Source organism: Streptomyces sp. NPDC007863, assembly GCF_040633895.1.
Taxonomy (GTDB): Bacteria; Actinomycetota; Actinomycetes; order Streptomycetales; family Streptomycetaceae; genus Streptomyces.
Genome location: NZ_JBEYEI010000006.1, coordinates 189,798 through 209,730, shown reverse-complemented (window position 1 = coordinate 209,730; position 19,933 = coordinate 189,798). Strand labels below are relative to the sequence as shown.

General features: G+C 72.1%; 17 protein-coding genes. 4 read left to right on the top strand and 13 right to left on the bottom strand.

Features of this window, described 5'->3' with window-relative positions:
* Window positions 1-123: 123 nt before the first annotated feature.
* Complete coding sequence (locus ABZ621_RS12000) at window positions 124-507, bottom strand: hypothetical protein (protein WP_360603319.1); 384 nt, start codon at window positions 505-507, stop codon at window positions 124-126.
* A 365-nt stretch (window positions 508-872) separates the two neighbouring features.
* Here ABZ621_RS12000 and ABZ621_RS11995 point away from each other — a divergent pair, with 365 nt between their 5' ends.
* The gene (locus ABZ621_RS11995; protein WP_360603317.1) at window positions 873-1,394 is read left to right on the top strand and encodes a universal stress protein; all 522 of its coding nucleotides are present in this window, start codon (window positions 873-875) and stop codon (window positions 1,392-1,394) included.
* Between the two features lie 166 nt (window positions 1,395-1,560).
* The gene (locus ABZ621_RS11990; protein WP_360603315.1) at window positions 1,561-2,127 is read left to right on the top strand and encodes a GPR1/FUN34/YaaH family transporter; all 567 of its coding nucleotides are present in this window, start codon (window positions 1,561-1,563) and stop codon (window positions 2,125-2,127) included.
* Between the two features lie 172 nt (window positions 2,128-2,299).
* Here the strand turns inward: ABZ621_RS11990 and glmS are convergent, their stop codons facing one another.
* The 8 genes from glmS to ABZ621_RS11950 form a co-directional block, all read right to left on the bottom strand.
* Window positions 2,300-4,117 carry a glutamine--fructose-6-phosphate transaminase (isomerizing) gene (gene glmS, locus ABZ621_RS11985; protein WP_360603313.1) on the bottom strand — a complete coding sequence of 606 codons (1,818 nt, stop codon included), beginning with the start codon at window positions 4,115-4,117 and terminating at the stop codon, window positions 2,300-2,302.
* Window positions 4,118-4,166: 49 nt separating this feature from the next.
* On the bottom strand, window positions 4,167-4,442 hold the full coding sequence (locus ABZ621_RS11980) for a hypothetical protein (protein WP_030324756.1): 276 nt from the start codon (window positions 4,440-4,442) through the stop codon (window positions 4,167-4,169).
* A gap of 218 nt (window positions 4,443-4,660) precedes the next feature.
* Window positions 4,661-6,430 (bottom strand): IucA/IucC family siderophore biosynthesis protein, encoded by a 1,770-nt coding sequence (locus tag ABZ621_RS11975; protein WP_360603311.1) that lies wholly within the window; start codon window positions 6,428-6,430, stop codon window positions 4,661-4,663.
* Window positions 6,427-6,963 (bottom strand): GNAT family N-acetyltransferase, encoded by a 537-nt coding sequence (locus tag ABZ621_RS11970; RefSeq protein WP_360603309.1) that lies wholly within the window; start codon window positions 6,961-6,963, stop codon window positions 6,427-6,429. The genes ABZ621_RS11975 and ABZ621_RS11970 overlap by 4 nt, the downstream gene beginning before the upstream one ends.
* Window positions 6,960-8,243 carry a lysine N(6)-hydroxylase/L-ornithine N(5)-oxygenase family protein gene (locus tag ABZ621_RS11965; RefSeq protein WP_360603307.1) on the bottom strand — a complete coding sequence of 428 codons (1,284 nt, stop codon included), beginning with the start codon at window positions 8,241-8,243 and terminating at the stop codon, window positions 6,960-6,962. Before ABZ621_RS11965 ends, ABZ621_RS11970 begins: the two co-directional genes overlap by 4 nt.
* Window positions 8,230-9,669 carry an aspartate aminotransferase family protein gene (locus tag ABZ621_RS11960; protein ID WP_360603305.1) on the bottom strand — a complete coding sequence of 480 codons (1,440 nt, stop codon included), beginning with the start codon at window positions 9,667-9,669 and terminating at the stop codon, window positions 8,230-8,232. The genes ABZ621_RS11965 and ABZ621_RS11960 overlap by 14 nt, the downstream gene beginning before the upstream one ends.
* A 139-nt stretch (window positions 9,670-9,808) precedes the next feature.
* Window positions 9,809-10,675, bottom strand: a complete 867-nt coding sequence (locus tag ABZ621_RS11955; protein ID WP_360603303.1) for a siderophore-interacting protein — start codon at window positions 10,673-10,675, stop codon at window positions 9,809-9,811.
* 4 nt (window positions 10,676-10,679) lie between these two features.
* Complete coding sequence (locus tag ABZ621_RS11950; RefSeq protein WP_360603301.1) at window positions 10,680-11,735, bottom strand: ABC transporter substrate-binding protein; 1,056 nt, start codon at window positions 11,733-11,735, stop codon at window positions 10,680-10,682.
* 221 nt (window positions 11,736-11,956) lie between these two features.
* Here ABZ621_RS11950 and ABZ621_RS11945 point away from each other — a divergent pair, with 221 nt between their 5' ends.
* Window positions 11,957-13,477 carry a hypothetical protein gene (locus tag ABZ621_RS11945; protein WP_360603299.1) on the top strand — a complete coding sequence of 507 codons (1,521 nt, stop codon included), beginning with the start codon at window positions 11,957-11,959 and terminating at the stop codon, window positions 13,475-13,477.
* 76 nt (window positions 13,478-13,553) lie between these two features.
* On the opposite strand, the gene ABZ621_RS11940 is transcribed toward ABZ621_RS11945, so the two are convergent.
* Genes ABZ621_RS11940 through ABZ621_RS11925 form a run of 4 tightly spaced genes read right to left on the bottom strand, consistent with a single transcriptional unit; the run spans window position 13,554 to window position 19,205 of the window.
* Window positions 13,554-14,714: an acyl-CoA dehydrogenase family protein gene (locus tag ABZ621_RS11940; protein ID WP_360603297.1), complete on the bottom strand. Its 1,161-nt coding sequence runs from the start codon at window positions 14,712-14,714 to the stop codon at window positions 13,554-13,556.
* 8 nt (window positions 14,715-14,722) lie between these two features.
* Window positions 14,723-15,655 (bottom strand): hydroxymethylglutaryl-CoA lyase, encoded by a 933-nt coding sequence (locus tag ABZ621_RS11935; RefSeq protein WP_360603295.1) that lies wholly within the window; start codon window positions 15,653-15,655, stop codon window positions 14,723-14,725.
* Window positions 15,652-17,577 carry a biotin carboxylase N-terminal domain-containing protein gene (locus ABZ621_RS11930; RefSeq protein ID WP_360603549.1) on the bottom strand — a complete coding sequence of 642 codons (1,926 nt, stop codon included), beginning with the start codon at window positions 17,575-17,577 and terminating at the stop codon, window positions 15,652-15,654. The genes ABZ621_RS11935 and ABZ621_RS11930 overlap by 4 nt, the downstream gene beginning before the upstream one ends.
* 20 nt (window positions 17,578-17,597) lie before the next feature.
* Window positions 17,598-19,205, bottom strand: coding sequence for a carboxyl transferase domain-containing protein (locus ABZ621_RS11925; protein WP_360603293.1), 1,608 nt, complete (start codon window positions 19,203-19,205; stop codon window positions 17,598-17,600).
* An 87-nt stretch (window positions 19,206-19,292) separates the two neighbouring features.
* On the opposite strand from ABZ621_RS11925, the gene ABZ621_RS11920 reads away from it, so the two are divergent.
* Complete coding sequence (locus tag ABZ621_RS11920) at window positions 19,293-19,895, top strand: TetR/AcrR family transcriptional regulator (protein ID WP_360603291.1); 603 nt, start codon at window positions 19,293-19,295, stop codon at window positions 19,893-19,895.
* The last annotated feature ends 38 nt before the right edge of the window (window positions 19,896-19,933 follow it).

The window sequence follows — 19,933 nt, the reverse complement described above, 5'->3', positions numbered from 1 at the left end:
GGGGAGCGGGCGGGCATAGGCGTACCGTTTCGGCAAGGACGCGCCGGGAACTTCAAGTTGGCTGAAAACATATGGGATCGGCTGTGCGAACCTGTCAACTCCAGGGGCTCCGCGGGCGTCCACTCAGCCCCGGTGACGGCTCCCGGGGCCCTCCGCGCGCAGTCCCCGCTCCGCCCGGCGCAGCAGCAGCCGGCAGGCGGCCGTCACGGAGGCGAGCCCGAGGGCGGTCCCGCCGGCCCCGCCCAGCGAGGTGCCGAAGGCGAGCAGCACCAGCGGCACGAGGGCGCAGCAGAACACCGCCCAGCGGACCACGTCGCCCGCGGGGTCGGCGAGCCCCCCTCCGGCCGGCGCCGGCTCCGCCCGGCCGCCCGCCGCGGACCCCGTGGGGCCGCCCGTCTCCGGGGCGACGGGCGCCGCGGGGCCCGGTACCCGGGCGCGGCGGCGGGAGCGGGCCGGGCGGACGGAGGCGGCGGACGCGGCGGAGGCGGAAGGGGACGGTGCGGGCACGGGCGGGCTCCCAGCGACGGTGATCCGGACCTGTGGGGAACGAGGAACGGAACGCTCCGGTCACTCTGAGCGACGCCCGTTCGGCCCTCGGGGCCGCGGCCGGAGGACGCCTGTAGGGCACATCCGGCATTGCCAGATGGTGAATCCTTCGTGCATCCTCCGGAGGACACCGCGCGCACCGACCCGCGCACGAGCGGTCAGCACGCCGGGCGCGACACGGCGGGCCCTGGGCAGGAGAGGAGTGTCGCCGTACCCTTGCGGGTATGGGATTGGGAAGATGATTCCCGGACACAGCTCCGCCGCCACCCGTTGATCCGCTCCTTCCCCCGTCCCTTCCCACGAGGACTTCCCTAGCCGAGACACCGATGGCCGGTCACGAATTCCCCGAACCCGCGGACCGCAAGCGCGTCGCCGACTCCACGGTCGACCCCCTCGCGGTGGAACAGCCACGCCACGCCTGCGACCCGGCCTTCCGGCACGGGGTGGTCGTCGGCTTCGACGGCTCCACGTCCAGTGAGCGCGCCCTGGCGTACGCCATCGGCATGGCCCGGCGCTCCGGCTCCGGCCTGATCATCGTGCACGTCGCGAACCGGCTCCCCACCACCGTGTGGGCGGGGTGCGAGCCGCCGGTCTTCGTCGACGTCCCGGACCACCGCACCGAGGTCCTCGGCCTGGAGCTGGCCTGCGCGGACCATCTCTCCGAGGTGCCGTGGATCCTGGTGGAGCGGGGCGGGGACATCTGCCACGAGCTGGAGGAGGTCGGCCGCGAGTACTCGGCCGACGCGATCGTGGTCGGCTCGACGCACGGGATCGTCGGGCGGATCTTCGGCTCGGTGGCCGGCCGGCTCGCGCGCCGCGCGAAGCGGCCCGTGATCGTCATCCCGTAACGGGCCGCGGGCTCCCTCCCGTACCGTCCGACACTTCCTCAACTCCCTTTGCCCGGCGATATTTTCCGCCTGGCTCAGGTGATTTGTGTGCTTGTGAAGGGTAGCTAAAGAGCACCGGAACACAGCAGCTCAGGCGGCATCACCGCCCGTTCGAAGGGAGCCCCACGTGAACAAGGACGTCGCGTCGGGGAACGGCACCTCCACCCTCGGAAACCTCGCACTCGGACTGACCCTCCTGGCCTTCGGCCTGGGCGGCACCGGTGTGATCGACAACGTCGCGGCAGCCGATGCCGCGGGCCTCGCCACCTGGGTCGGCGGCGTGGCGCTCTTCCTGGTCGGCCTGCTCGCCCTGCGCGCGGGCAGCACCGGCGACGGCACGGCCTTCGCGGCGCTCGGCGCCTTCTGGTTCACCTGGGGGACCGGAGTCGGCGGCGGGGGCTCGGCGGACGCCGCCGGACTCTTCCTGCTCCTGTGGGCGCTGCTCGCGCTCACGCTGACGCTGGCCGCCAAGGGCGGCGGCGTCTTCGGGCAGGGCGTGTACGGCCTGCTCTTCCTCGCCCTGCTGCTCTCGGGCATCGCGGCCCTCGCGGGCAACGAGGGCCTCGGCAAGGCGGGCGGCTGGGTGGCCGCGCTCGCGGGCCTCGCCGCCTGGTACGGCGCGACGGCGGCGGTCGCCGGCTGGCCGACGGCCCTGGGCCGGGCGAGCAGCGGCAGCACGGCGGCGGCGGCGTAGGGCCCGCGCGTCACGCGAGGGAAGCGGAACGGCCCCTCCACGCTCCTGGGAAGCGTGGAGGGGCCGTTCTTCGTGTCCGGTCGGTTCGCCGGGGGACAGGCCCGGCGTACGGCTCCGGGGGACAGGCCCGGGGCCGTGGCGTGCCCGGCGGGTGACAGGTCCCGCCGGGCGACTACTCGACCGTGACGGACTTGGCCAGGTTGCGCGGCTTGTCGATGTCGCGGCCCATGGCGAGGGCGGTGTGGTACGCGAAGAGCTGGAGCGGGATGCCCATGAGGATCGGGTCGAGCTCGTCCTCGTTCTTCGGGACCACGATGGTGTGGTCGGCCTTCTCCTGCGGCTGGTGCGCGACCGCGAGGATGCGGCCGGAGCGGGCCTTGATCTCCTCCAGGGCGGCGCGGTTCTTCTCCAGCAGGTCGTCGTCGGGGACGATCGCGACCGTCGGCAGGGCCGGCTCGATGAGGGCGAGCGGGCCGTGCTTCAGCTCGGAGGCCGGGTACGCCTCGGCGTGGATGTAGGAGATCTCCTTCAGCTTGAGGGAGGCCTCCAGGGCGACCGGGTAGCCCCGGACGCGGCCGATGAACATCATCGACGCGGCACCGGCGTACTCGGCGGCGAGGCGCTTGATCTCGTCCTCGTCCTTGAGGATCTCCTCGATCTGCGCGGGGAGCTTGCGCAGGCCCTCGATGATCCGCTTGCCGTCGGTGACGGACAGGTCGCGGATGCGGCCGAGGTGGAGGGCGAGGAGCGCGAAGGCGACCACCGTGTTGGTGAAGCACTTGGTGGAGACGACGCAGACCTCGGGGCCGGCGTGGACGTAGACGCCGCCGTCGGCCTCGCGGGCGATGGCGGAGCCGACCACGTTGACCACGCCGAGGACGCGGGCGCCCTTGCGCTTGAGCTCCTGGACGGCGGCGAGCACGTCGTAGGTCTCACCGGACTGGGAGACGGCGATGTACAGGGTGTCGGGGTCCACGACCGGGTTGCGGTAGCGGAACTCGGAGGCCGGCTCGGCGTCGGCGGGGATGCGGGCCATGCCCTCGATGAGGGAGGCGCCGATCATGCCGGCGTGGTACGAGGTGCCGCAGCCGAGGATCTTGATGCGGCGGATGGTGCGGGCCTCGCGCGGGTCGAGGTTGAGGCCGCCGAGGTGCACGGTGGAGAAGCGGTCGTCGATCCGGCCGCGCAGCACGCGGTCGACCGCGTCGGGCTGCTCGGAGATCTCCTTGTGCATGTACGTGTCGTGGCCGCCCATGTCGTAGGAGGCGGCCTCCCACTCGACGGTCTCGGGGGTCGCCGTGGTGGAGGCGCCCGCGACCGTGTAGGTGCGGAAGTCGTCGGCCTTGAGGGTGGCCATCTCGCCGTCGTCGAGGGTGACGACCTGGCGGGTGTGGGCGATGAGCGCGGCCACGTCGGAGGCGACCAGCATCTCCTTCTCGCCGATGCCGAGGATGACCGGCGAGCCGTTGCGGGCGACGACGATGCGGTCGTTGAAGTCGGCGTGCATGACGGCGATGCCGTAGGTGCCCTCGATGACCTTGAGCGCGTCGCGGACCTTGTCCTCGAGCGTCTCGGCCTGGGAGCGGGCGATGAGGTGGGTGATGACCTCGGTGTCCGTCTCGGAGGCGAAGACGACGCCGTCGGCCTCCAGCTTGGCGCGGAGCTCCTGGGCGTTGTCGACGATGCCGTTGTGGACGACGGCGACCTTGTTCTCGGGGTCCAGGTGCGGGTGCGAGTTGTGGTCGCTCGGGGCGCCGTGGGTGGCCCAGCGGGTGTGCGCGATGCCGGTGGTGCCGGTGAAGCGCTTGGGGACGCGGGCCTCCAGGTCACGGACCCGGCCCTTGGCCTTGACCATCTTCAGCGCCGCGCTCTTCGGGCTGTTGATGACGAGACCGGCGGAGTCGTAACCGCGGTACTCCAGGCGGGCGAGGCCCTCCAGGAGCAGCGGCGCCACGTCGCGCTTACCGATGTAACCGACAATTCCGCACATAAAGGAAACCCCTCCGGTTGGTGAAAGTGCTGTGGTGCCCGGCCGGTGCTCAGCCGTAGACGATCCGGCGCAGCTGCCGGAGCGAGAGCTCCGGCGGCGCGACGGCCCGGTGCGGCAGTTCGGCGGAGATCCGTTCGAAGATCTCCGCGTTCACCGCTCCGCCGGACTGCAGTTCGCGGTGGCGGCGCCGGACGAACTCCTCGGTGGTCTCGTCGAAGTACGCCAGCACGTCGAGCACCACCCGGGCGGCCTCACCGCGCTGGAGCGCGGTGCTTCGGACCAGATGGTCGATGAGGTCGTCATGGGACGGGCGGCGTTCGAGCACCCATGAATATTGAGGGCTACCGACGGGTTCCCGCAAGAATCCTGCCCGAAATCGGGCAGGGACCGCATGACCATCGGCCTTGAAGGGGTCATTGGTCCAGACTTACCGCCTGGAGCGGGGCTCCGGGCACGCACGGTGACCGCCCGGACATGGATGTGAGCCCCCGGCGGAGGACCGTACTCCGCAGGGGGCTCACATCGGTTTCGGGGGTGCGCCCGTCAGGCGAACCGCGCGATCGGGTTCACCAGGTCGCCGACGAGCTGGAGGGCGCCGGACGGGTCCGCCAGGTCGACCATCTGCTTGTTGTTGCGCAGCTGGAGGCGGTTCAGGGCGGACAGGGCGAAGGTCTCCGCGAACATGTCGTACTGCGCGAAGCGGTCCGCCAGCTCCGGCTTGGAGTCCTGGTAGCGCTTCACGCAGTCGGCGACCGCGCGCCAGAAGACGTCCTCGGCGACCGTGCCCTCCGCCGCCAGGGTCGCCCCCAGGAAGCGGAAGAAGCAGTCGAAGACGTCCGTGAAGACGGACAGGAGCTTCATGGACTCGGGGACGTCGGCGCGGACCCGCTCCACCGCCGGCGGGAGGACCGCCTGCGGGTCCATCACGCAGATCTCCTCGGCGATGTCCTTGAAGATCGCCCGGTCGACCGCGCCGCGCTCGTCCAGGACCAGGATCACGTTCTCGCCGTGCGGCATGTAGACCAGGTCGTAGGCGTAGAAGCAGTGCAGGACCGGGAGGAGGTACGCGTCGAGGTAGCCGCGCAGCCACGCCTCCGGCTCCAGGCCGGACCCCTTGATCAGGGCGCCCGCGAAGGACGCGCCCGCGTGGTCGACGTGCAGCAGCGAGGCCATCGTCGCGAGCCGCTCGCCCTCGGCGATCCGCTCCACCGGGGACTCGCGCCACAGGGCGGCGAGCATCTTGCGGTAGGGCGAGTAGCGGTCCGTCGCGGCCTCGTACTCCAGGTGCCGGTAGCCGACCGCCGCCCGCTCGCGGATGATCGAGAAGCGGGCCGCCTTCAGGACGGAGTCCGACTCGATCAGCTGCGCCAGCCAGTCGTTGATGGCCGGCGTCGCCTCCATGTAGGCGGCCGAGAGCCCGCGCATGAAGCCCATGTTGAGGACCGACAGGGCGGTCTTCACGTAGTGCTTGGCCGGGTCGGAGGTGTTGAAGAAGGTGCGGATCGACTGCTGCGCCAGGTAGGCGTCCTCGCCCTCGCCCAGGTACACCAGGCGCTGCTGCGCCACCTCGGCGGCGAAGGTCACCGACAGCTTGTTCCACCACTGCCAGGGGTGGGCCGGCATGAGGAGGTAGTCGGCGAGGTCCAGGCCGAGGCCGGCGAGGATGCCGGCGAAGCGGTCGACGGCGGCGTCGCCGAGCTCGGCGCGGATGAAGGCGTCGTACTCGATGCCCGCGCCGGCGGTGAAGGCGGCCCGGTCGCGGCGGGCGGCCAGCCACACCAGGTGGATGGGGCTCGCGGCCTCGGGGGCGTAGGCGCGGTACTCGTCGACGCCGAAGCCGAGGCGGCCGTTGTTGGCGACGAAGCAGGGGTGGCCCTCGGTCATACCGGTCTCGACGGCCTGGAAGTCCGCGCGGGCCAGCTCGGCGGCGGGCACCTGCGGCTTGGTCGCCTTGTAGGCGGTGCCGGCGAGGGTGGAGGAGATCTCCTCCAGGTAGACCGGGAGGATCTCGTCGCTCAGGCCGAGCGAGCCGCGCAGCTCGGTGATGAACTGCAGGGCGTCGAGGGGGAGCTGCTCGTCGCCCCGGTGCCGGCTGATCGACTCGGGGTAGACTTGCCAGTGGTCGAGGGCGAAGCGGTCCGCGGTGAAGCGGTACTCGGTGGCGCCGTCGTCGCTGAGCACCCGGTAGCGGGACTCGCCCAGCTCCTGCGGGTTCAGCAGCCGCTCGTGGGCGAACTCGGCGAGGCCCTTGCGGACGAGCGCGCGGTTGGCCGCGGCCCAGCGCTCGGGGGTGAGGTGGGAGACGGGGTTCATATGCCAGCTCCGACGGCGGTGGCGGACTCGAACTGGGCCCGGGTGCAGAAGCTCAGGAGCGCCTTCTTCTCCGGCTTCTGGATCTCGTGCTCGGGGACGAAGCCGACGGCCTCGTTGAGGGCGTGGACGGCCTTGTTGGCGACGTCCGGCTCGACGACCACGCGGGCGGTCGCCGGGTCGGCGAACAGCTCGCGCATGACCTCGGTGATCACCATGCGGGTGAAGCCGTGCACCGGGGTGTCGCTGGGGGCGACGAGGAAGTGCATGCCGACGTCACCGGGGAGCGGGTCGTACAGGCCGACGAGCTCCAGCTCGGACGGGTCGTACCGCTCCATGAGGATGGCGGGGGTCCCGTCCACCAGGCCGACGAAGGCCTGGTGGTGCGGGTTGGCGGCGAAGGCCGCGTACTCGCGCTCGACGTCCTCGACGGTGGCGTCCTGCATCATCCAGAACGCGGCCTTGGGGTGGGTGACCCAGGCGTGGATCAGCTCTGCGTCCTGGGCGGGGTCGAGCGGGCGGAAGCGGACGGTCATATGGAGAACTCCTGGAACGCGATGGTCTTCTCGACGGGGTAGTACTCGGACCCCAGCATCTCGCCGATGATGTACGCGTTGCGGTACGCCCCCATGCCCAGGTCGGGCGAGGTGATCGAGTGGGTGTGGACGCCGGCGTTCTGGAGGAAGACCTCGCGCCCGGTGGTGTCGACCGCGTAGTTGCGGGCGACGTCGAAGCGGCCCTGGCCGTCGAAGCGCAGCCGGTCCTTCAGGGGCTCCAGGAAGGCGGGGACGGCGTACTTGTAGCCGGTCGCGAGGATCAGGCCCTCGGTCTCGATCTCGTACTCCTTGCCCTGCTCCTCCTGGCGGAAGCCGAGGGTGTACGTGCCCGAGGCCTCGTCGTACGCGGCGGTGCGCAGCGCGGAGTTGGTGATCAGGCGGCTGGGGACCGGGCCCGCGAAGTTCTTCTGGTAGAGCAGGTCGAAGATGGCGTCGATGAGGTCGCCGTTGATGCCCTTGAAGAGGCCCTTCTGCTGGGACTCCAGGCGGTAGCGGGTCTCCTCGGGGAGCGCGTGGAAGTAGTCCACGTACTCGGGGGAGGTCATCTCCAGGGTGAGCTTGGTGTACTCCAGGGGGAAGAAGCGCGGGGAGCGGGTCACCCAGTTCAGCTTGTAGCCGTGGACGTCGATCTCCGACAGGAGGTCGTGGTAGATCTCGGCGGCGGACTGGCCGCTGCCGACGATCGTGATCGACTTCTTGCGCTGGAGCGCTTCCTTGTTCGGCACGTAGCGCGAGTTGTGGATCAGGTCCCCGCCGAGCTCGCGGCAGGAGTCCGGGACGTACGGCGGGGTGCCGGTGCCGAGGACGATCCGGCGGGCCAGGAACGTTTCTCCGGCCTCGGTGGTGACGACGTACACCTCGCCGGCCTCGTCGTACGCGACGGAGGAGACGGTGGTGGAGAAGCGGATCGAGGTGACCCGGTCGGCGGCCCAGCGGCAGTAGTCGTTGTACTCGGCGCGCAGCGGGTAGAAGTTCTCGCGGATGTAGAACGAGTACAGCCGGCCCTTCTCCTTCAGGTAGTTGAGGAAGGAGTACGGCGAGGTCGGGTTGGCGAGGGTCACCAGGTCCGACATGAACGGCGTCTGGAGGTGGGCGCCTTCGAGGAACATCCCCGAGTGCCACTCGAAGCCCGGCTTGGACTCCAGGAAGAGGCCGTTCAGTTCGTCGATGGGCTCGGTGAGGCAGGCGAGGCCGAGGTTGAACGGACCGAGCCCGATCCCGATGAAGTCGTGGATATCGGCGATCTCAGGCGTGGACAAGGTTCTCTCCCAGGTACTGCTCGGCGTGGCCGGCGATCAGATCGAGGACCGCGGCGATGTCGGCGACCGTGGTCTCGGGGTTGAGCAAGGTGAACTTGAGGTACTGGCGGCCGTCGACCTTGGTGCCGGCGACGACGGCCTCGCCCGAGGCGAAGAGCGCCTTGCGGGCGTAGAGGTTGGCGCGGTCGATCTCGGCGGGCGAGGTGACGGCCTCGGGGACGTAGCGGTAGACGAGGGTGGACAGCTGCGGGTCCACGACCACGTCGTAGCGGGCGTCGGCGGCGAGCAGGTCGTATCCGGCGGAGGCCAGGTCGCAGACCTCGTCGAAGAGCTCGCCGACGCCGTCCGCGCCCATGACCCGCAGGGTCATCCACAGCTTGAGGGCGTCGAAGCGGCGGGTGGTCTGGAGCGACTTGTCGACCTGGTTGGGGATCTGCTCGGCGACCGTGCGCGCGGGGTTGAGGTAGTCCGCGTGGTAGGTGGCGTGGCGCAGGGTGGCCCGGTCGCGGACCAGCACGGCGGAGGAACTCACGGGCTGGAAGAAGGACTTGTGGTAGTCGACGGTGACCGAGTCGGCGCGCTCGATGCCGTCGAGGAGGTGGCGGCGCTTGAGCGAGGCGAGCAGTCCGCAGCCGTAGGCGGCGTCGACGTGCATCCAGGCGCCGTACTCCTCGGCGAGGGCGGCGATCTCGGGAAGCGGGTCGATGGAGCCGAAGTCGGTGGTGCCGGCGGTGGCGACGATCGCCATCGGGACGAGGCCCTCGGCGCGGCAGGCCTCCAGCTCGGCGGCGAGGACGACGGACTGCATGCGCTTGCTCTTGTCGACCGGGATGGAGACGACCGCGTCGCGGCCGAGGCCGAGGAGTTTGGCCGACTTCTGGACGGAGAAGTGGCTGCACTCGGAGGAGAAGACGCGGAGCTTCGACAGGTCCTCGGTGCCGGCCTCCTCGCGGGCGAACAGCAGCGCCTGGAGGTTGGACTGGGTGCCGCCGCTGGTGAACACGCCGTCGGCGAGGGGGCCGAGGCCGATGCGGCCGGTGGTCCAGTCGATGAGCTTGCGCTCGATGAGGGTGCCGCCGGCGGACTGGTCCCAGGTGTCGAGGGAGGAGTTGACCGCCGAGAGGACGGCCTCGCCGAGGACGGCGGGGATGACGACCGGGCAGTTGAGGTGGCCGAGGTAGCGCGGGTGGTGGAAGTAGACCGCGTCGCGGAGGTAGACCTCCTCCAGCTCGTCGAGGGCGGCGGAGGCGTCACCGAGGGGGCGGTCGAGGTCCACGGCGTCGATCACGGGCGCCAGTTCGGCGGGGGTGACGCCGGTGAACGGGCCGCGCGTCGTGGCGAGTTTGGCCGCCACCCGCTCGACTCCTTCGGTGACGGAGCGTCGGTAGCTCTCCGCCGTCGTGTCGTTGAGCAGGTGCGAACGCATGTGGGGGCCCTTTCGGGGATGAGGACGCGGGACGCGCAACCGTGGGTGCAGAAGTAAGGTTAGCCTAACCTAATTTGATACGACAACGGCCCCCCGGCCGGTGAAGGCCGAGGGGCCGTGCGGTGAACGGCCCGCCGCGCTACGACGCGTCGCGCTCCGCGTCCTGCGTCGTCTCGTCCGGCACCTCGCGCAGGGCGTCCTCGGACAGCCCCTTGCGCCAGTACCCGACGAAGGTCACCCGGCGGCGGTCGAGCCCGCGCTCGCGCACGAAGTGCCGCCGCAGCGCCTTCACCGCACCGGACTCGCCCGCGATCCACACGTACGGCGACTCCCCGGGCAGCTCGGCACCCGTGACCGCCTCCAGACCGGAGGGCGCGCCCTCCTCCCGTACGAGCCAGGTGACGGTGGCGTCCGCCTCCGTCTCCAGCTCCATCCGGTCGCCGGAGTACGGCACTTCGAGGAAGACCTGGGCGCGGGTCTCGGCCGGCAGCCACTCCAGGACGGCCGAGGCGGCGGGCAGCGCCGTCTCGTCGGCCCAGACGAGCACCGAGTCGGCGTCCTCCGGCAGCCGGAAGCGGACCCCGGTGTTGTCGGCGACCGCCGGGCCGAGCACGACCACCCGGTCACCGGGCCTGGCGTGCTGCGCCCAGCGGCAGGCCGGGCCGCCGTCCTCGTGGACGGCGAAGTCGATGTCGATCTCGTTCACCGGCTCCGTGCGCTGGGCGCGGACGGTGTACGAGCGCATCACGGCCCGCACGTCGTCGGGCATGGCCCGCCAGGCGCCGAGGATCCCGTACATGTCGGGGTCGTCAAGCGGCGGCAGGACGGGCGCCTCCTGGCCGGGGTGCGGCAGGAAGAGGGAGAGCGACTGGTCGCGGCCCCCGGCGGCGAAGCCCTTGAGGTCCTCTCCGGTGAAGGTGACGCGGACCAGCGACGGGCCGAGCCGCCGCGTCCGGTCGACCTGGAGGGAGAAGAACTGGAACGGGGCGGTCTCGGCGGTCGTCATCGGGTCAGGACACCTTCTTCGCGTTCTCCAGGGCGGTCGCCAGGTCCTCCAGGAGCGGGGCGCACTTGGCGTAGGAGTAGACGGGCTCGGTCACGCGCGGGAAGACCTGGCCGGCCTTGACGGCGGGCAGCGCGGCCCAGGTGGGCTTGGCCTTCAGCTGCTCCGGCTGGAGGGTGCCGGTGCGGTTGTCGAGGAGGATGACGTCGGCCGCGTAGGCGTCGACGTTCTCCCAGCTGAGGAGCTCGAACCAGCCGGACGGGTCCAGCTTCTTCGGGGTGACGATGTTGAGGCCCAGCTCCTGGAAGAAGAGCGTGTCGGTCGGGCGGACCGGGGTGGAGACGTAGAAGGTGTCGGGCGCGCCGGAGCCGATGAGGACCTTGATGTCCTTCTTCGTCTGGGCGACCTTGCGCAGGCGCTCGGCGGCGGCCTCGAAGCGGGCCTTGTCCTTCTTGACCCGCTCGCTGTCCACGTCGCCGCCGAGGGAGGCCGCCAGGTCGGCGTGGCGCTGGAGGACGGACGGCATGGACTTGCCGGCGGCCCACAGGGCGACGCTCGGGGCGATCTTCGCGATCTTGGCCTTCTGCTCCTCCGGCACGTACCAGAGGGCGTCCTTCTCCCACATGTCGGTGATGAGGACCTCGGGCTGGAGCTTGAGGTACTCCTCGATGTTGAACTCGCCCCAGACGTTGCCGATGACCTTCACCTTGGTGATGTCGAGGTCGCCGGCCTGGACGTCGGGCTTCTTCGCCTTGGTGGTCGGGTCCTCGACGTAGGTCGGACCGAAGACGCCGGCGACCTCCACGCCGAAGTCCTTGAGGGCGGCGGCCATGCCGGTGAAGGCGACGATGTTCTTCGGCGTCGCCTTGGTCTTCACGGTCTGGCCGCGGTCGTCCTTGAACTCCCAGGAGCCGGACTTGGCGGAGGCGGAGGAAGAGGGGCTCGCGTCCTTCTTCTTGTCGCCGTCGCCACAGGCGGCGAGCACGGCGCCGAGCCCGAGGGCGCCGCCCGCGGCGAGGATGCCGCGGCGGGTGAGGGAGGTGGCTCGGGCGTTGCTGGGCATGGCGGGATCGCTTTCGATACGTGCCGGAGTCGGCCTGATCAAGTCGAGGGTAGGTTAGCCTAACCTCACGTCGATCAGTAGGGCCGGGTCGGCGAGGGGTAGATCACATCGCGAGGCCGCCCCGCACCCGCCGTGACGCACTGCTCCTGACGGGGTGCCGGGCGCCCGCCGTGCGGCGCGCCGCCGCGCCCGGGCCGCCGAGCCCGCCGAGGGTGGACGGGGTGACGATCCCCGAAGCGAGTGGCCGTCCGCGGTCCCCGCGCGATCCGCAGCCCGAGGGCGCCCGCCGGCCGCCGGGCCGGGCGTGGCCCCTGGCCGCCGTCGCCGTGGCCTTCGTCCTCGCCCAACTGGCCCTGGCCGTACCGGGAACCGGGCTCGGCTGGGACGAGGCGGTGTACGTCAGCCAGGTCGGCGGCAACGCCCCGCCCGCCTACTTCAGCGCGCCGCGCGCCCGGGGCATCAGCTATCTCGTCGCTCCCGTCGCCGCGTTCACCGCCTCCACCGCAGTCATCCGGCTCTACCTCGTGCTGCTCTCCGGCGCCGCGCTGCTCGGGGTGCTGTGGCTGTGGCGGCCGGTGCTGCCCGTGCGGGTGCTCGCCGTCGCGGGCGCGCTCTTCGCCGGGCTGTGGGTCACGCTCTTCTACGGGCCGCGCGTGATGCCCAATCTGTGGTGCGCCTTCGGGGCGCTCGCGGCCGTCGGCTGCTTCCTGCGCGCCGTCGCCCCGCCGGGGCGGGACCGCCGGCCGGTGGCCGGGCTCGGCGCCGCCGTCGCCTGCGTCACGCTGCTGCGTCCGGCCGACGGGCTCTGGCTCGCGCTGCCGCTGCTCGCCGCCGCGCTCCTGGTCCCGGCCTGGCGCCGCCGCCCCGGGCCGCCGGCCGCGACCGTCGCCGGACTGGTGCTCGGCGCCGTCCCGTGGGTGGTGGAGGCGTACACCTCGTACGGCGGGCTCGCCGCCCGGCTGCACCGCGCGGGGGAGATCCAGGGCACCCTGGGCTGGTACTTCGCCCTCGACGACCATGTGCGGGCGCTCGCCGGCCGCACCCTGTGCCGGCCGTGCGACGTGCCCTGGGAGCACCCGTGGACGGCGCTGTGGTGGTTCCTGCTGCCGCTCGCGGTCGTCGGCGGCCTCGTCGCCGCCGTCCGGGCCGGCCGGGGGACCGCCGCCGTCCTCGCGACCGTCACCGCCGCCTCGCTGGCGTTCCCGTACCTCTTCACGATCGGGTACGCGGCTCCCCGCTTCCTGCTGCCCGCGTACGCCCTGCTGGCCCTGCCCGTCGCGGAGTGCGTCCTGGCCGTGGTCGGCGCGGTGCGCCCGGCCCGCCGGCCGCTCGTCGCGGGGCTGCTCGCCGCCGGCTTCCTCGCCCATCTCGCCGTGCAGTACGCCGTCCTGGACCGGGCGGTCGGCTACAGCCGTTCGGTGCGGGTCCAGTTCACCGGCGTCGCCGCCGCCCTGGGCGCCCTCGGCGTCCGTCCACCGTGCACGGTGACCGGCCGCGAGTACGTGCCGATCGGCTACTACACCGGCTGCTCCTCCCGCCAGCCGCGCGGTCACGACGGCAGCATCACCGAGGCGGGCCTGGCCGAGCTGGCCCGGCACCGGCCGCTGGCCGTCGTCGTCCACGCGGGCAAGGCCCCGCCCGGGTACGCCGCGGACTGGCCCGTCACCCGCCTTCCGTCGGCCCCGGGCTGGCACGGGTTCGACGCCTACGTGTCGCCGAGTGCCCGCCCGGGCGCGGGCTGACCCCTCCGCGGGCCCGCGGACGCGGCGCGCCCGCCGCACACGGTCCGGTGCGGCGGGCGCGGGGATCCGGCGGGGCTCAGCCCGCGAAGCCCAGTTCGCGGGCGATCAGCATGCGCTGGACCTCGCTGGTGCCCTCGCCGATCTCCAGGATCTTGGAGTCGCGCCACATGCGGGCCACCGGGTACTCGTTCATGAAGCCGTAGCCGCCGTGGATCTGGGTCGCCTCGCGGGCGTTGTCGACGGCGACGGTGGAGGAGTACAGCTTGGCGATCGCCGCCTCCTTCTTGAAGGGCTCGCCCATGACCAGGCGGGAGGCGGCGTCGCGCCAGCCGATGCGGGCCATGTGGGCGCGCGTCTCCATGTCGGCGAGCTTGAACTGGATGGCCTGGTTGTCGCCGATCGGACGGCCGAAGGCGTGACGTTCCTTCGCGTACTTCACGGACTCGTCGACACAGCCCTGCGCGAGGCCCGTGGCGAGCGCGGCGATGGCGACGCGGCCCTCGTCGAGGATGCGGAGGAACTGGGCGTAGCCGCGGCCCTCCTCGCCGAGGAGGTTCTCCACCGGGACGCGGACGTCGTCGAAGGAGAGTTCGCGGGTGTCCGAGGCGTTCCAGCCGACCTTCGAGTAGGGGGCGGCGACGGTGAAGCCGGGGGTGCCGGACGGGACGATGATCGAGGAGATCAGCGGGCGGCCGTCGGGCTTGCGGCCGGTGACGGCCGTGACCGTCACCAGACCGGTGATGTCCGTACCGGAGTTGGTGATGAAGCACTTCGAGCCGTTGATGACCCACTGGTCGCCGTCGCGGACGGCGGTGGTGCGGGTGCCGCCCGCGTCCGAGCCCGCGCCCGGCTCGGTGAGGCCGAAGGCGCCGAGCATCTCGCCGGCGCACAGCTTCGGCAGCCACTGCCGCTTCTGCTCCTCGGTGCCGAAGAGGTGCAGCGGCATCGCGCCGAGCGAGACGCCGGCCTCCAGGGTGATGGCGACGGAGGAGTCGACGCGGGCGAGTTCCTCCAGGGCGATGCCGAGGGCGAGGTAGTCGCCGCCCATGCCGCCGTACTCCTCCGGGAACGGCAGGCCGAAGAGGCCCATGCGGCCCATCTCGGCGACGATCTCGTACGGGAACTCGTGGCGCTCGTAGTAGTCGCCGATCTTCGGGGCGACGACGTCGTGGGCGAACGCCTCGACGGTGCGGCGGAGTTCCTCGTGCTCTGCGGAGAGCCGGTGGTCGAGGGACATGGTGTTCGTCACTCCTTGTGGGAGAGGGCGCGGACGGTACGGGACGGGCTCGGGCGGCCCAGCTGTTCGGCCATCCACACGCTCGTGGCGGTGAGGGCGGCCAGGTCGACCCCGGTCTCGATGCCGAGGCCGTCGAGCATCCACACCAGGTCCTCGGTGGCGAGGTTGCCGGTGGCGGACTTGGCGTACGGGCAGCCGCCGAGGCCGCCCGCGGAGGCGTCCACGGTCGTCACGCCGTGCCGCAGCGCGGCGAGCGTGTTCGACAGCGCCTGCCCGTAGGTGTCGTGGAAGTGCACGGCGAGCCGGGAGGTGGGGACCCCGGCCTCGTTCAGCTCCCGCAGGAGCGTCCGTACGTGCCCGGGGGTGGCGACGCCGATGGTGTCGCCGAGGCTCAGCTCGTCGCAGCCCATGTCGGCGAGCGCCTTGGTGACCCGGACGGTCTGCTCGACGGGGACGGCGCCCTCCCAGGGGTCGCCGAAGCACATCGACAGATAGCCGCGGACCTTCAGGCCCGCCTCTATGGCCCGGATGACGACCGGCTCGAACATGGCGAGCGCCTCGTCGACGGTCCGGTTGAGGTTGGCCTTCGCGAAGGACTCGGTGGCGGAGGCGAAGACGGCGACCTCCCGGGCGCCGAGCGCGAGCGCCCGGTCGAGGCCGCGCTCGTTCGGCACCAGGACCGGGAGGCGGACCGGCAGGCCGTTGACGAGCGGGAACAGGGCCTCCGCGTCGGCCAGCTGGGGCACCCACTTCGGGTGCACGAAGCTGGTCGCCTCGACGGTGGAGAGCCCGGCGGCGGCGAGCCGCCGGATGAACTCCGCCTTCACCTCGGTCGGGACGGCCGTCTTCTCGTTCTGCAGCCCGTCCCGGGGGCCGACCTCGTGGATCCTGACCCGGGCGGGCAGGGCCGGGTCGGGGACGGTCATGGGCAGGGCGGTCATTCCGTGGCCTCCTCGCGGGGCGTGACGACGGCCAGGACCTGCTCCATGGCGACGGTCGTCCCGGGCGTGACGTCCAGTTCGGTGACGGTGCCGGCGTGCGGGGCGGAGATGACGTGCTCCATCTTCATCGCCTCGACGACGAGCAGGCTCTGGCCCGCCTCCACCTCGTCCCCGACCGCCACCTTCACGACGGTCACGGTCCCCGGCATCGGCGCGGCCAGCGTGTCCGCCCCGCCGTGCCGCGCCCCGGAGAGCGCGGCGGCCACCGCGTCGTGGTCCATGACGTGCCAGGAGTCGCCGTCCCGGCCGAGCCAGTCGCCGGCCCGGCGGAAGGTGTGGGTGACGCCGTCGAGGACGACCGTGACGGCGGTGCCGGTGACGCGGGCGCCCGCCGGTGCCTCCACCGTGACGGGTTCGAGTCCCGGTACGCGCAGCGGGAAGGCGAGGGGCTTCGGCGTCCCGCCGAGGCGCCAGCCGTCCGGCACGTCGAAGGGATCGGTCCAGCCGCCGCGCGGCCGCGCCGCCAGCCCGGTCCGGCGCACGGCGGCCGCCGCCGCGTACACCTCGTCCGGTACGCCCTCCGGGACCAGGGACTCCGCGTCCCGCTCCACGAGCCCGGTGTCCATCGCGCCCGACACCACGTCCGGGTGGGCCAGGAGGCGGCGGAGGAAGCCCGCGTTGGTGGGGACGCCGAGGGTGGTCAGGTCGGCCAGGGCCGCGCGGAGCTTCCGCAGCGCGGTGGGGCGGTCCTTCGCGTGGACGATCACCTTCGACAGCATCGGGTCGTAGAGGGAGGAGACCTCGGAGCCCTGCAGGAGGCCGGAGTCGGTGCGCACCCCGTCGCCCGCCGGCTCGTGGAGGGAGAGGACCGTGCCGCCCGACGGGAGGAAGCCGCGGGACGGGTCCTCCGCGCAGATGCGGGCCTCGATCGCCCAGCCGTCGAGGCGGACGTCGTCCTGGGCGAAGTCGAGCGGTTCGCCGGCCGCGATGCGGAGCTGCCACTCCACCAGGTCCAGGCCGGTGATCAGCTCCGTGACCGGGTGCTCGACCTGGAGGCGGGTGTTCATCTCCATGAAGTAGTACCGGGACGGGTCGCCGCCCGGGACGATGAACTCGACCGTGCCCGCGCCGACATAGCCGCAGGACCGGGCCGCCTCCACCGCCGCCGCGCCCATCGCCGCGCGGGTCTCCTCGTCGAGGAGGACGCTCGGCGCCTCCTCGATGATCTTCTGGTGGCGGCGCTGGAGCGAGCACTCGCGCTCGCCGAGGTGCACCACGTTCCCGTGCGCGTCCGCGAGGACCTGGATCTCGATGTGCCGGGGGCGGTCGATCCACCGCTCCACCAGGAGCGTGTCGTCGCCGAAGGAGGCGCGGGCCTCGCGGCGGGCCGCCGCGATCTCCTCGTCCAGGACCGCCAGGTCCCGCACCAGGCGCATGCCCTTGCCGCCGCCGCCCGCGCTCGGCTTCAGGAGGACGGGCGGGCCCATCTCGCGGGCGGCCTCGGCCACCCGGGGGTCGGCGTCGCCGGGCACGACGGGCACGCCCGCCGCCTTCACCGTCTCCTTCGCCCGGATCTTGTCGCCCATGAGGGCGATCGCCTCGGCGGAGGGGCCGATGAAGACGAGGCCCGCGTCGGCGCAGGCGCGCGCGAAGGCCGCGTTCTCGGCGAGGAAGCCGTAGCCGGGGTGGACGGCCTGCGCCCCGGTGCGGCGGGCCGCGTCCAGGAGGGCGGGGACGGAGAGGTACGACTCCGAGGCCGCCGCGGGCCCGATGCGTACCGCCGTGTCGGCCTCCCGCACGTGCCGGGCGTCGGCGTCGGCGTCGCTGTACACCGCCACCGAGCGGACGCCGAGCGCCCGCAGGGTGCGGATGACGCGGACCGCGATCTCGCCCCGGTTGGCGACGAGGACGGTGTCGAACATCTGCTGCATCGTCAGGGTCCTCACATCCGGAAGACGCCGAACTGGGGGTCACCCAGGGGCGCGTTGGCACAGGCGGTCAGCGCGAGACCCAGCACCTGGCGGGTCTCCAGCGGGTCGATCACGCCGTCGTCCCAGAGGCGGGCGGTCGCGTAGTAGGCGCTGCCCTGCGTCTCGTACTGCTCGCGGATCGGCGCCTTGAAGGACTCCTCCTCCTCGGCGCTCCACGCGTCGCCGAGCTGGTCGCGCTTGACCGTGGCGAGGACCGAGGCGGCCTGCTCGCCGCCCATGACGGAGATCTTGGCGTTGGGCCACATCCACAGGAAGCGGGGGGAGTAGGCCCGGCCGCACATCGAGTAGTTGCCCGCGCCGAAGGAGCCGCCGACGACGACCGTCAGCTTCGGCACGCGCGTGGTGGCGACGGCGGTGACCATCTTGGCGCCGTGCTTGGCGATGCCGCCGTGCTCGTACGCCTTGCCGACCATGAAGCCGGTGATGTTCTGCAGGAAGACCAGCGGGATGCCGCGCTGGTCGCACAGCTCGATGAAGTGGGCGCCCTTCTGGGCGGACTCGGCGAACAGGATGCCGTTGTTGGCGACGATGCCGACCGGGTGGCCGTGGATCCGGGCGAAGCCGGTGACCAGGGTCTGGCCGTACTCGGACTTGAACTCCTGGAAACGGGAGCCGTCCACCACGCGGGCGATGACCTCGCGCACGTCGTACGGGGTGCGCGAGTCGACCGGGACGGCGCCGTACAGGCCGTACGGGTCGACCTTCGGCTCCTCGGCCGGCTCGGTCTTCCACGGCAGAGGGCCCCGCTCGGGCAGGGTCGCCACGATGTTCCGGACGATCCGCAGCGCGTGCGCGTCGTCCTCCGCGAGGTGGTCGGTGACGCCGGAGATGCGGGAGTGGACCTCGCCGCCGCCCAGCTCCTCCGCCGTGACGACCTCGCCGGTCGCGGCCTTCACCAGCGGCGGGCCGCCGAGGAAGATCGTGCCCTGGTTCCGGACGATCACGGCCTCGTCGCTCATCGCCGGGACGTACGCGCCGCCGGCCGTGCAGGAGCCCATGACGGCCGCGATCTGCGGGATGCCGGCGCCGGACATGCGGGCCTGGTTGTAGAAGATCCGGCCGAAGTGCTCGCGGTCCGGGAAGACCTCGTCCTGCATCGGCAGGAAGGCGCCGCCGGAGTCGACGAGGTAGAGGCAGGGGAGGCGGTTGTCGAGTGCCACCTCCTGCGCCCGCAGGTGCTTCTTCACCGTCATCGGGTAGTAGGTGCCGCCCTTGACCGTGGCGTCGTTGGCGACGATCACGCACTCGCGGCCGGAGACCCGGCCGATGCCCGCGATGACGCCGGCGGCCGGGGCCTGGTCGCCGTACATGCCGTTCGCCGCGAGCGGCGCCAGCTCCAGGAACGGCGAGCCCGGATCGAGGAGGGTGTCCACCCGGTCGCGCGGCAGCAGCTTCCCGCGCGCGGTGTGCCGGGCGCGGGACTTCTCACCGCCTCCGAGCGCGGCCTCGGCCAGCTTGGCCCGCAGCGTCTCCGAGAGCTCCTGGTGCGCCGCCTCGTTGGCCCGCCAGGCCGCCGAGGCGGGATCTGCCGCGCTCGACAGCACAGGTGCCTGCTGCATCGACCGATCTCCCTTGTTCGGTTAATGAGCGTTAACGTACGCGGCTCAGGTTAACGACCGCTAACCAGGTTGTCTAGGATGGAGGGCATGAGCACGAGCCCGACCCCGACGCCCGCCCGGATGGACGCGCCGACCCGCCGCGAGCAGATCCTCAAGGAGGCCGCCCGCCTCTTCGCCGCGCGCGGGTTCCACGGGGTGGGCGTCGACGAGATAGGAGCCGCGGTCGGCATCAGCGGCCCCGGGCTCTACCGGCACTTCCCCGGCAAGGACGCGATGCTCGCCGAGCTGCTCGTCGGCATCAGCGAGCGCCTCCTCGACGGCGGCCGGCTGCGGGTCGCGGAGTCGCCCGGCGACCCGGCGGCCCTGCTGGCCTCGCTCATCGACGGGCACATCGACTTCGCCCTCGACGACCGGCCGCTCATCACCCTGCACGACCGCGAGCTCGACCGGCTCAAGGACGAGGACCGCAAGCGGGTCCGCCAGCTCCAGCGGCAGTACGTCGAGCTCTGGGTCGACGTGGTGCGCGCCCTGCACCCGGCGGCGGGCGAGCCGGAGGTCCGGGCGGCGGTGCACGCCGTCTTCGGCCTCCTCAACTCCACCCCGCACCTCGGCGCCCCCCTGGAGCGCGAGGAGATGGAACGCCTCCTGAGGAACCTCACCCACGGAGCGCTGGGCGCCCTGGCGGTCTGAACCGCCGGCGCCCACACCGCCCCGCCGGGTCGCACCGC

Excerpts from the sequence above, each read along its gene's own strand:
- ABZ621_RS11995 (WP_360603317.1), top strand. The coding sequence starts at position 873 with ATGGCCGGTCACGAATTCCCCGAACCCGCGGACCGCAAGCGCGTCGCC.
- glmS (WP_360603313.1), bottom strand. The coding sequence starts at position 4,117 with ATGTGCGGAATTGTCGGTTACATCGGTAAGCGCGACGTGGCGCCGCTG.
- ABZ621_RS11975 (WP_360603311.1), bottom strand. The coding sequence starts at position 6,430 with ATGAACCCCGTCTCCCACCTCACCCCCGAGCGCTGGGCCGCGGCCAAC.
- ABZ621_RS11970 (WP_360603309.1), bottom strand. The coding sequence starts at position 6,963 with ATGACCGTCCGCTTCCGCCCGCTCGACCCCGCCCAGGACGCAGAGCTG.
- ABZ621_RS11960 (WP_360603305.1), bottom strand. The coding sequence starts at position 9,669 with ATGCGTTCGCACCTGCTCAACGACACGACGGCGGAGAGCTACCGACGC.
- ABZ621_RS11955 (WP_360603303.1), bottom strand. The coding sequence starts at position 10,675 with ATGACGACCGCCGAGACCGCCCCGTTCCAGTTCTTCTCCCTCCAGGTC.
- ABZ621_RS11950 (WP_360603301.1), bottom strand. The coding sequence starts at position 11,735 with ATGCCCAGCAACGCCCGAGCCACCTCCCTCACCCGCCGCGGCATCCTC.
- ABZ621_RS11940 (WP_360603297.1), bottom strand. The coding sequence starts at position 14,714 with ATGTCCCTCGACCACCGGCTCTCCGCAGAGCACGAGGAACTCCGCCGC.
- ABZ621_RS11935 (WP_360603295.1), bottom strand. The coding sequence starts at position 15,655 with ATGACCGCCCTGCCCATGACCGTCCCCGACCCGGCCCTGCCCGCCCGG.
- ABZ621_RS11930 (WP_360603549.1), bottom strand. The coding sequence starts at position 17,577 with ATGTTCGACACCGTCCTCGTCGCCAACCGGGGCGAGATCGCGGTCCGC.
- ABZ621_RS11925 (WP_360603293.1), bottom strand. The coding sequence starts at position 19,205 with ATGCAGCAGGCACCTGTGCTGTCGAGCGCGGCAGATCCCGCCTCGGCG.
- ABZ621_RS11920 (WP_360603291.1), top strand. The coding sequence starts at position 19,293 with ATGAGCACGAGCCCGACCCCGACGCCCGCCCGGATGGACGCGCCGACC.